This is a genomic window from Sphingomonas sp. (assembly GCF_019635515.1).
In the GTDB taxonomy this organism is placed as follows: domain Bacteria; phylum Pseudomonadota; class Alphaproteobacteria; order Sphingomonadales; family Sphingomonadaceae; genus Sphingomonas.
Window position 1 is genome coordinate 51,144 of sequence record NZ_JAHBZI010000002.1, and the last position, 10,403, is coordinate 61,546.

Sequence of the window (10,403 nt, forward strand, 5' to 3'; positions counted from 1 at the left end):
AGTACCTCCGCCGTTAGCGAGGAGCGCGAGCTAGGGACGCATGCCTTGCCCGTCAACCGGACGCGGCATTGCCCCAGAGCGGCTCCTCCATCCCAGAGAGAAAGGCTGCGTGGCGCGCAAGTTCCGCGTCCGATGCAGCAAAAAGGCGGGCCGGGCGCACATGCACCCGAGTCGATGCTTCGGCAGGCGTCTCGCGCATCACCGGCGCATCGACCGCGAGGCCCAAAGTGATCTGCCGCCCGCCCGTCAGCTCGACATAAACCTGCGCCAGCAACTGCGCATCGAGCAGGGCGCCGTGCAGCGCGCGCTGGCTGAGATCGATCCCATAACGGGAGCAGAGCGCATCGAGCGTGTGCTTGGCCCCCGGATGCTTGACCCGCGCGATGCCGAGCGTATCGACCATCCGCTCGAGCGAGACGTGCGGACGCCCGCATTGGCCGAGCTCACCATTGAGGAAACCAAAGTCGAACCCGGCATTGTGGGCGACCATCGGGCTGTCGCCGATGAACTCGAGCAGTTCCTCGACCACTTCATGGAAGCCCGGTTTGTCGGACAGGAAGCGGTCCGACAGGCCGTGGACGTTGAACGCCTCGATCGGCATCGGCCGGCCGGGATTCACATAAGCGTGGAAAGTTCGCCCGGTCATCACCCGGTTGTGGAGTTCGACACAGCCTATCTCGACCAGCCGGTCGCCCCCCGAGAAGCTGAGCCCGGTGGTTTCAGTGTCGAACACGATTTCACGCATGGATATGCTTATCCTCCTCGCGGCTCCGCGAGGCAAGCGATGACGTGCGCAACCTGCGCGCGCGTCTCGTCCAAAGCGAACCCGGTCTCTATGACGAAATCGGCGCGCACGCGTTTCTCGGCGTCGGGCAATTGCCTTGCGAGAATCGCTTCGAAGCGCGTCGCGGTCATGCCAGGGCGGGAGAGGACACGGGCCCGCTGGATTTCCGCGGGCGCCGAAACCACGGCGATCTTGTCGACCTCTTCCCAGCCACCGGCTTCGAAAAGCAGGGGAATGTCGAGTACCACCAAGGGCGCGCCTTTGTTGGCGGCCAGAAACGCCGCCCGCGACCCGGCGACGGCGGGGTGGACGATCATCTCGAGTCGCCGGAACGCCTCGGGTTTGCCGATCACCCGCTCGCCAAGCGCCACGCGATTGACGCCTTCCGGTCCAGTGGTGCCGGGAAACTCCGCCTCGATGCGCGCGACCAGTGCTTCATCAGGGCCCTGCAACCGGTGCACCTCGGCATCGGCATCGAACACCGGCACGCCGGCCTCAGCGAACATTGTCGCCACCGTCGATTTGCCCATGCCGATCGATCCGGTGAGGCCGAGCACAATCATGCGGTAAGGATCGCCCGCAATTCCTCGTCGCGGTCGCGCGGCGGTTCCGCGCCGAAGAACAATTCGAACGCCAATGCCGCCTGGCCGATCAGCATGTCGAGGCCATCGACGGTATCGAGCTCACGATCGCGCGCCTGGGCGAGCAGGTCGGTCTCGAGCGGGGCGTAGACGATGTCATATACCACCGCTTCCTCGGGCAGCGGCGACAGGTCGATCTCGAGCGGCGGCTGACCGGCCATGCCCAGGGCACTGGCATTGACCACCAGCCCGGCCGCCGGCAGCGGCGAACCGAGCGGCACCGCATCGCCCTTAAGCCCGAAGCTCGACAGCAGCGCCGCCGCCTTGAGGACATTACGGTTCATCACCGTGACCCGCGCCACGCCCAGCTTGGACAAAGCGAACAGGATCGCCCGCGCCGCGCCACCGGCGCCGATCACCACCGCATGCTTGTCCTCGAGCTCAAGCCCGGCGATCGGCGCATAAAAGCCGCCGGCATCGGTGTTGGTTCCGATCAGGGCATCGCCATCGCGCACCACGGTGTTGATGGCGCCGATCGACTCGCGCACCCCGCCGCGATCCTCGACCAGATCGAGCGCCGCCTGCTTGTGCGGGATGGTGATGTTGCACCCCCGCCAGTCCGGATCGGCCCGCCGCGACGCGAAATAGGCGGCGAGCGCATCTGGCGTCACATGCGTGGCGCGGTATTCAGCCTCGATGCCCAACGCTTTCAGCCAGAAGCCGTGGATCGCCGGTGATTTCGAATGGCTGATCGGATCGCCGATCACTTCGGCATAGATCATGACGGCAGAATCCCTCGCGTCCGGCAATAGTCGAGCACCGGCAGCAGCGGCATGCCGAGAATGGTGAAGTGGCTGCCATCGACCTTGCTGAACAGCTGGACACCCGGCCCCTCGATCCGGAAGCAGCCGACGCAACCACTGATCGCCGGCCACTCCCGGTCGAGATAGGAGTGGATGAAATCCTCGCTCAGCGTCCGGACATGCAGCTTGGCGCGATCGACGAAGCGCCACACCGGCTGGCCGCTTTCAGCGATCACCGCGGCGCTGAAGAGCTCATGCGTCGCCCCCGACATACGCCGGAGATGCTCGGCGGCTTGGTTGCGGCTCTCGGGCTTGTCAAGCAGGCTGCCATCGGCGAGCGCGACCAGCGAGTCGCTGCCCAACACCAGCGCACCCGGCGCCATCCGCGAGACCTTCAATGCCTTCAATTCGGCCAGCGCATCGGCAAGGTCGCGTGGGCTGGTACCACCCGCCAGCAGCGACCCCTTCGCCGACGCTTCATCGACCTGCGCCGCCATCGCCTCATAGGGCACACCGGCAGCATCGAGCATCGCCCGCCGCGAAGCGCTTTGCGAGGCGAGGATCAGCTTCATTCGCCGCTCCTGAGCGCGCGCTCGTTGCAGAGCTGGATGATCGCCGCTGCGGTTTCCTCGATCGATCGCCGCGTCACGTCGATCACCGGCCAGCCATTATCGGCGAACATCCGCCGTGCGAAAGCGATTTCGCGCTGCACCGAATCCTGATCTACATAGCTGGTCTCGGTGGTCTGGTTGATCGCCAGCAGACGATTGCGCCGGATCGCGACCAGCCGGTCGGCGCTGGTCGTCAACCCAACTACCAGCGGGTGCTTGAGGTTGTAGAGTTTTTCCGGCGGCGGCGATTCGACGACGATCGGTATATTGGCGGTCTTGAAGCCACGATTGGCGAGATAGATCGAGGTCGGCGTTTTCGACGACCGCGATACGCCCGCCAGCACGACATCGGCTTCTTCCCAATTCTCCCAGCCGATGCCGTCGTCATGGGCGATGGTGAACTGGATCGCATCGACTCGGGCGAAATAGGCCGCGTCGAGCGTGTGCTGCCGCCCCGGCCGCGCCTTGGCTTCCTGTCCGAGCAGGTTCGACAGCGCATGGTTGACCGGATCGAGCGGCGCGATCGCCGGCAGTCCCATCGCCCGGCAGCGGCTCTCCAGCGTTCGTCGCGTCTCGCTATTGACCAGAGTGAAGATCACCAGCCCGGGATTCTGCGCGATCTCGGCGAGGATCCGCTCGAGATGCGCTTCGCTGCGTACCATCGGCCAGAAATGGCGCTGCGGCTCGACATCGTCGAACTGGGCGAGCGCCGCCTTGGCGATATTCTCCAGCGTCTCGCCGGTCGAATCGGAGAGAAGATGGAGGTGCAGCTTCATGCCGCTGTGGACCGATCGGGGGATAAACGCATGGACAGGCGCTAGCGCAACCGGGCGCACGAACCAAGTCAGCGGAGTCGTTCGATTCGCCTCGCGATTCGTCCACAACGGCATCCCCACCCCCGGTTCCGATCCACAGCCTGTGGAAATCGGGGAGTGTTTTCGCGAATCCGGGGGAGTCCGCGAGCCTCTGGGAGTCAAATTGTTGGCAAGTCGCGGACGAGCGCATAAGCCCCGGCTTCCACGCCTCTACATCCTACAACAATCTCTAGATTCTCTTCTTTATAGTAATAGAAAGCGGCCCAATCCGTGTCTGCTCCAGTCTCTTCCCCCAAGCCCTTGCTCGCGACGCTTCAGGGCCTTCGACAGGAGATTCCGCCGGTCTGGCTGATGCGTCAGGCCGGGCGTTATCTGCCCGAATATCGTGCGCTCCGGGCCGAGAAGGGCGGATTCCTCGCTCTGGTCAACGATAGCGAGGCCGCCGCCGAGATCACTCTCCAGCCGATCCGCCGCTTCGGCATGGACGGCGCGATCCTGTTTTCCGATATCCTGATGGTACCCTTGGCGCTGGGGCAGGATCTCTGGTTCGAAACCGGCGAAGGCCCGCGTCTCGCGCCCAAACTGGTCGCGCGCGATGTTCTCGATGGCCTGGCCGCGAACATGGGCGCGCTCGATCCGGTTTACGAAACCGTGCGGCGGGTAAAGGCCGCGCTCGATCCCGCCGTCACCTTTCTGGGCTTTGCCGGGAGCCCATGGACGGTTGCCACCTATATGATCGCGGGGCAGGGTAGCCGCGAGCAGGCCGAAGCGCGGCGGCTGGCCTATAACGACCCCCAACTGATGCAGGCGCTGGTCGATCGGATCACTGATTGCACGATCATCTATCTGCAGAGGCAGATCGATGCCGGGGTCGAGGCGGTCCAGTTGTTCGACAGCTGGGCGGGCAGCCTGAGCCCAACGCAATTCGAGCAATGGGTGATCGCGCCCAACGCGAAGATCGCTGCAGCGTTCAAGGGCAAAGTGCCGGTGATCGGTTTTCCCAAGGGCGCGGGCGGCAAGCTCGCCGCCTATGCCCGCGAAACCGGCGTGGATGCGATCGGGCTGGACGAAACCGTCGATCCCGTCTGGGCCGATGCCGAATTGCCAACGGGCCTGCCGGTGCAGGGCAATCTCGACCCGCTGGCGCTGATCGCCGGCGGCGCGATCCTCGACAAGGCGGTCGACCACATCCGTGGCGCCTTTGCGGAGCGCCCGCACGTCTTCAATCTCGGCCACGGCATCCAGCAGGATACGCCGATCGACCGTGTCGAGCATCTCCTCAAGCGGATTCGCGGGTGATGACGGGCTTCCTCGGCGGCGCCTATCTGTGGGTCAAGGCCGCACATATTATCTTCGTGATCTTCTGGATGGCCGGCCTGTTCCTGTTGCCGCGCTATCTGGTCCATCATCAGGAGGCGCTGGGAAGCCCGCAGGCGGCCGAATGGACGCGTCGTGAGGAATTGCTCCGCCGGATGATCCTCACCCCTTCCATCGTCATCGTATGGCTATTGGGGCTGGCCCTCGCGGCGGACCTTGGCCTGTTCGATGGCGGCGCGGGGCTCGGCTGGCTCCACGCAAAGCTGCTGGTCGTCTGCGCGCTCTCCGGCTATCATGGTTGGGCGGTCGGCTATTCGAAGAAGCTGGCGGTGGGGCAGGGCGGCATTGCGTCGCGCCGCTTGCGGATGCTTGGCGAGGTTCCGGCGCTGGCAGTGATCGCAATCGTGATACTGGCGGTCGTAAAGCCGTTCTGACTTGGTTGACTTGAGCGCGGGGCGCTCCTAATTCGCGGGCGTGTACCGGGTCCCACCGGCGCATTCCTTCCAGCATCGATTTGTCCCGCGCCCGTGCGCCGACCGACGCTCCTTCTCGCAAAACCAAATTCCGGACGCTCTCATGCATCTCAAAGAACTCAAGAAAAAGGCGCCGGCGGAGCTGGTCAACATGGCCGAGGAGCTCGGCGTCGAAAGCGCCTCGACGCTCCGCAAGCAGGATCTGCTGTTCGCGATCCTCAAGATCCAGGCCGATAATGGCGACCAGATCATGGGCGAAGGCACGATCGAAGTGCTGCCCGACGGGTTCGGCTTCCTGCGCAGCCCCCAGGCCAATTATCTCGCCGGCCCCGATGACATCTATGTCTCGCCCAATCAGGTCCGCAAATTCGGCCTACGCACCGGCGACACCGTCGAAGGCGAGATTCGCGGGCCCAAGGACGGCGAGCGCTATTTCGCGCTGACCAAGCTGGTCTCGGTTAATTTCGACGATCCCGACGCGGTCCGCCACCGCGTCAACTTCGACAATCTCACCCCGCTCTACCCAGAGCAGAAGCTGACGCTCGATCCGCAGGATCCGACGATCAAGGACAAGTCTTCGCGCGTCATCGACATCGTCTCGCCGCAGGGTAAGGGCCAGCGCACGCTGATCGTTGCCCCGCCGCGCGTCGGCAAGACGGTGATGCTCCAGAACATCGCCAAGGCGATCACCGACAATCACCCCGAGGTGTTCCTGCTCGTCCTGCTGATCGACGAGCGCCCCGAGGAAGTCACTGACATGCAGCGCTCGGTGAAGGGCGAGGTTGTCTCCTCGACCTTCGACGAACCGGCAACCCGTCACGTGCAAGTCGCCGAGATGGTGATCGAAAAGGCCAAGCGCCTGGTCGAGCACAAGAAGGATGTCGTGATCCTGCTCGATTCGATCACCCGTCTCGGCCGGGCCTACAACACCGTAGTGCCTTCTTCGGGCAAGGTTCTGACCGGCGGCGTCGACGCCAACGCGCTTCAGCGCCCCAAGCGTTTCTTCGGCGCCGCGCGCAACATTGAGGAGGGCGGTTCGCTCTCGATCATCGCGACCGCGCTGATCGATACCGGCAGCCGCATGGACGAAGTCATCTTCGAAGAGTTCAAGGGCACCGGTAACTCCGAAATCGTCCTCGACCGCAAGGTCGCCGACAAGCGCATCTTCCCGGCGCTGGATGTCGGCAAGTCGGGCACCCGCAAGGAAGAGCTGCTGGTCGATAAGACCAAGCTCTCCAAGATGTGGGTACTGCGCCGCATCCTCATGCAGATGGGCACGATCGACGCGATGGAGTTCTTGCTCGACAAGATGAAGGATTCGAAGACCAATGAGGATTTCTTCGACAGCATGAATTCGTAAAGCCTTAGGCCGGCAGGCGGAAAGTCTGAGGGCGCGGGCTTTGCTCGCGCCCGGCTTCACGCTAGGGCGTCGCCATGCACCTGAACTTCGCCGACGTCTTCAAGCCTTCGGGTCTCGCCAGCCTCGGCCAGATCATCCTCGGCGATCTCACCATGGCAGGTGACAACGTGGTGGTCATGGGTTCGGTCGCGGCAGGCCTGCCCGAGAAGGACCGTCGCCGCGTGCTTCTACTCGGCGTCGGCATGGCGCTGGTCTTCCTGATCGGCTTCTCGTTGATCGCGGTACAATTGCTCCACATTACCGGTCTGGTGCTGGCTGGCGGGCTTCTCCTCTTGTGGGTCGCGTTCAACATGTGGCGCGAGATTCGCGAGGCGGCGCATGGCAATGCCGATGCGACGGGCGACGTCGCCGTGGCCAAGATACCCAAGACCTTCCTCGCCGCGGCGATCCAGATCACCATCGCTGATCTTTCGATGAGCATCGACAATGTCCTGCTCGTCGCTTCGATCGCCCGCGATAACCCGGCTTTGCTGTTCATCGGGCTCAGCTTTTCGGTGCTGCTGATGGGTCTTGCCGCCAATTATGTCGCGCAGCTGATCCAGCGTTATCACTGGATCGCCTATATCGGATTGATCGTGATCCTGTGGGTTGCCGGGCGAATGATTTATGAGGGGGTCGTCGACAACAAGATCGGCATCCTCCATTTGTTAGTCTGACCATGCTCGAATCGCTCCTCGCTCCCGACGCACTCTCCGCGCTTGGCGAAGTGATCGTCATCGATCTGGTGCTTGCGGGCGACAATGCCGTGGTGGTGGGGGCGCTTGCGGCGGGGCTGCCAGCCAGGCAGCAGCGCCAGGTCATCCTCGTCGGCATTGCCGCGGCGTTGATCATGCGGATCGGCTTCGCACTGGTCGCCACGCAGCTGCTGCAGGTCATCGGCCTGCTCTTCGCGGGCGGGCTGCTACTGCTATGGGTCGCGTGGCGGATGTGGCGCGAGCTGCGCGAGGGCAACCAGCACGAGGAAATCACCACCCGCCCGCCCAAAAGCTTCCTCGCCGCCGCTTGGTCGGTGGCGCTAGCCGATGTCAGCATGAGCCTCGACAACGTCCTGGGAGTCGCCGGCGCCGCGCGCGAGCATCCCACCATCTTGATCTTCGGCCTGATCTTCTCGGTCGCGGTGATGGGCTTGGCGGCGAACCTGATCGCGCGCGTGATCGACCGCCACCGCTGGATCGGCTTTGTTGGCCTCGCGGTGATCGTCTGGGTGGCGGTACGGATGGTCTATGAGGGTGTGGTCAACCACGAAACCGGGCTCGCGGTTCTCGTCTAGCCGAGAGTCTCCGCGAAGAATTCCGCTGTTCGTTGATCCGCGAGCTGTGCCGCCGCTTCCGAACGCCGTTTGCCGCTCTCGGTCGCGAAACCGTGATCCTCACCCGGATAGTCGAAGATCCGCACCTTCGGGTGATCGTCGAGCCCCTCGTGCATCTTTGCCTGGATATCCGGCGTCACGAAATGATCGGCGCCGGCGATGTGAAGCAGCACCGGGTTGGCAATGGCGTGTTTCTCGCCAAGCAGATTGTCGATGCCCACCCCGTAATAGCCGACGCTCGCATCGGCATCGGTGCGCGCCGCGGTCATGAAGGCAAGCCTCCCGCCCAGGCAATAGCCGACCACGCCAACCTTGCGCGCGCCGCTTTCCGCGCGTGCCGCACGGATCGTCGCCTCGATATCGCGGACCCCGGCATCCTGGTTGAACTTACCCATCAGATCCAGGGCAGTCTGAAACTCCTTTGGCACGTCGGGATCGAGAGAGACGCCCGGTTCCAGCCGCCAGAACAGGTCGGGGGCGATCGCCAGATACCCCGCGGCGGCCCAGTCGTCGCATTTCCGGCGGATACCCGGGTTCACTCCAAAGATTTCCTGGATCACCACGATTGCCGCACGCGGCGCCTCCGCAGGCTCGGCGACATAGGCGTCGAAGCTGCCGCTGCCGTCGATGGTCGCGATCTTCATCATGCTCATGACAGGGTCTTTCCGATGGGCGTTGTCAGGATGCCGCTTTCGCGGGCATAGATCGTGACTCGAACCCTAGCATTCGCGCGGCGACACGCAACGGAGAGCCCGATGAAGATCAATGTCGAAGTCGATTGCACACCGGAAGAGGCGCGGCGTTTCATGGGCCTGCCCGATCTGACGCCGGTGCATGACATCTATCTGAAGAAAATGCTCGAAGCCGTTGAGAATCAGACAAATCCTGAGGCATTCCAATCGCTTATGCAAAGCTGGTCGCCAATGGGCGAGGCTGGCATGAATTTCTGGAAGGGTTTGTTCGAGGCTGGAGCCAAGCCGGGCAAGTGAACGACACGATCTTCGCGGTATCGAGCGGCGCGCCGCCGGCTGCGATTGCTATTTTGCGGATAAGCGGGGCGGGAGCGTTCGACGCGATCCACGCGCTCACGAGCGATGTCCCCAAGCCCCGGACGGCGGCATTACGCGCATTGCGGGACCCGGCGAGCGGCGAGCTGCTTGATCGCGCGCTGGTATTGATCTTCCCGGGCCCAGGCAGCGCGACTGGCGAGGATTTGGCCGAGCTTCATCTCCATGGCGGTCGCGCGGTGGTACGCGCCGTCGAATCTGCGCTTGCCAGCTTGGCCGGTCTTCGCGCCGCCGAGCCCGGCGAATTCACCCGCCGGGCCCTGACCAATGGACGCATCGATCTCAGCGAAGCCGAGGGGCTGGGGGATCTGTTGATGGCCGAAACCGAAGCGCAGCGCCGCGCCGCGATACGCTCGACCGAAGGCGCCGTCCGCCGTGAGGTCGAGGGATGGTCGACACACGCGCTGATGCTGTCGGCACAAGTCGAGGCGTTGCTCGATCATGGCGATGAGGATGATGTCGCGACCGGTGCCGATCCGCTACCCGCGATCCAGGCGTCGGCATCGACGCTTGCCGACACCATCGACGCCGTGGCCGCGCGTCCACCGGTCGAACGTCTGCGTGACGGGCTGCGCGTCGTTCTTGCCGGGCCACCCAATGCCGGCAAATCGACTCTGCTCAACGCGCTCACCGGCCGCGACGCTGCGATTGTCTCGCCAGTCGCGGGGACGACCCGCGACCGTATCGAAGCGCCGGTCGTGCGCGGCGGTGTCGCCTATCTGCTGACCGACACCGCAGGCATTACCGCCAACCCTGGCGACGCGATCGAAGCGATCGGGGTGACTAGAGCGGAGGGTGCGCTTGCCGCAGCCGACATCCTGCTGTGGCTGGGCGACGAAGCGCCACCGGAGCATCCGGTCGCGCTCTGGATTCATGCGCGCGCCGACGAAGACGGAAGGGTATCAAATCCGGGCGCGGACCTCACCCTATCCGCCGCAACGGGAGCGGGAATTGACATGCTGTGGGAGCGTCTCGCCGCATTGTCATCGGCTCTGCTTCCGCCGCCCGATCTCGTGGCACTTAGCGCCCGGCAGCGCGACCTCTGCTTTGCGGCTTCGCGCGCGCTGCGATCAGGGGTGATCGAGACCGACCTGCTTCTTGTCGCCGAACATCTCCGTTCCGCGCTGCGCGCTTTCGATGCGATCAGCGGCAAGGCAGGCGTGGAAGCAATGCTCGATGCGTTGTTCGGGCGCTTTTGCATCGGAAAGTAGCTGTTCCACGTG

13 protein-coding genes are annotated in these 10,403 nt (G+C 64.0%); 7 read left to right on the forward strand and 6 right to left on the reverse strand.

Annotation, left to right across the window (positions count from 1 at the left end):
• Positions 1-52 precede the first annotated feature (52 nt).
• From dnaQ to KF730_RS12465, 5 genes are read right to left on the reverse strand one after another with little or no spacing between them, the layout of a single operon-like run.
• Positions 53-745: a DNA polymerase III subunit epsilon gene (dnaQ, locus tag KF730_RS12445; RefSeq protein WP_294097648.1), complete on the reverse strand. Its 693-nt coding sequence runs from the start codon at positions 743-745 to the stop codon at positions 53-55.
• Between the two features lie 8 nt (positions 746-753).
• Positions 754-1,347, reverse strand: coding sequence for a dephospho-CoA kinase (gene coaE / locus KF730_RS12450; RefSeq protein ID WP_294097650.1), 594 nt, complete (start codon positions 1,345-1,347; stop codon positions 754-756).
• Positions 1,344-2,147: a shikimate dehydrogenase gene (gene aroE / locus KF730_RS12455; protein ID WP_294097652.1), complete on the reverse strand. Its 804-nt coding sequence runs from the start codon at positions 2,145-2,147 to the stop codon at positions 1,344-1,346. Before aroE ends, coaE begins: the two co-directional genes overlap by 4 nt.
• Positions 2,144-2,740, reverse strand: a complete 597-nt coding sequence (locus KF730_RS12460; protein WP_294097654.1) for a nucleoside triphosphate pyrophosphatase — start codon at positions 2,738-2,740, stop codon at positions 2,144-2,146. The genes aroE and KF730_RS12460 overlap by 4 nt, the downstream gene beginning before the upstream one ends.
• A complete protein-coding gene (locus KF730_RS12465; RefSeq protein ID WP_294097658.1) occupies positions 2,737-3,555 on the reverse strand; it encodes a pyruvate, water dikinase regulatory protein in 819 nt (272 codons plus the stop codon). Before KF730_RS12465 ends, KF730_RS12460 begins: the two co-directional genes overlap by 4 nt.
• 339 nt (positions 3,556-3,894) lie before the next feature.
• Between KF730_RS12465 and hemE the strand changes: the two genes are divergently transcribed.
• From hemE to KF730_RS12490, 5 genes are all read left to right on the forward strand, one after another.
• Positions 3,895-4,893: a uroporphyrinogen decarboxylase gene (hemE, locus tag KF730_RS12470; protein WP_294097660.1), complete on the forward strand. Its 999-nt coding sequence runs from the start codon at positions 3,895-3,897 to the stop codon at positions 4,891-4,893.
• A complete protein-coding gene (locus KF730_RS12475; RefSeq protein ID WP_294097662.1) occupies positions 4,893-5,345 on the forward strand; it encodes a CopD family protein in 453 nt (150 codons plus the stop codon). The genes hemE and KF730_RS12475 overlap by 1 nt, the downstream gene beginning before the upstream one ends.
• 142 nt (positions 5,346-5,487) lie before the next feature.
• Complete coding sequence (gene rho, locus KF730_RS12480; RefSeq protein WP_294097664.1) at positions 5,488-6,744, forward strand: transcription termination factor Rho; 1,257 nt, start codon at positions 5,488-5,490, stop codon at positions 6,742-6,744.
• A 74-nt stretch (positions 6,745-6,818) separates the two neighbouring features.
• Positions 6,819-7,460 carry a YjbE family putative metal transport protein gene (locus tag KF730_RS12485; protein ID WP_294097666.1) on the forward strand — a complete coding sequence of 214 codons (642 nt, stop codon included), beginning with the start codon at positions 6,819-6,821 and terminating at the stop codon, positions 7,458-7,460.
• 2 nt (positions 7,461-7,462) lie between these two features.
• Positions 7,463-8,074 carry a TerC family protein gene (locus KF730_RS12490; protein ID WP_294097669.1) on the forward strand — a complete coding sequence of 204 codons (612 nt, stop codon included), beginning with the start codon at positions 7,463-7,465 and terminating at the stop codon, positions 8,072-8,074.
• Here KF730_RS12490 and KF730_RS12495 read toward each other — a convergent pair.
• Positions 8,071-8,766 carry a dienelactone hydrolase family protein gene (locus tag KF730_RS12495; protein WP_294097671.1) on the reverse strand — a complete coding sequence of 232 codons (696 nt, stop codon included), beginning with the start codon at positions 8,764-8,766 and terminating at the stop codon, positions 8,071-8,073. The two genes, KF730_RS12490 and KF730_RS12495, sit on opposite strands and share 4 nt — an antisense overlap.
• Positions 8,767-8,868: 102 nt before the next feature.
• On the opposite strand from KF730_RS12495, the gene KF730_RS12500 reads away from it, so the two are divergent.
• Together KF730_RS12500 and mnmE are read left to right on the forward strand one after the other, a co-directional pair.
• On the forward strand, positions 8,869-9,102 hold the full coding sequence (locus KF730_RS12500; RefSeq protein ID WP_294097673.1) for a DUF6489 family protein: 234 nt from the start codon (positions 8,869-8,871) through the stop codon (positions 9,100-9,102).
• The gene (mnmE, locus tag KF730_RS12505; RefSeq protein WP_294097675.1) at positions 9,099-10,391 is read left to right on the forward strand and encodes a tRNA uridine-5-carboxymethylaminomethyl(34) synthesis GTPase MnmE; all 1,293 of its coding nucleotides are present in this window, start codon (positions 9,099-9,101) and stop codon (positions 10,389-10,391) included. The genes KF730_RS12500 and mnmE overlap by 4 nt, the downstream gene beginning before the upstream one ends.
• The last annotated feature ends 12 nt before the right edge of the window (positions 10,392-10,403 follow it).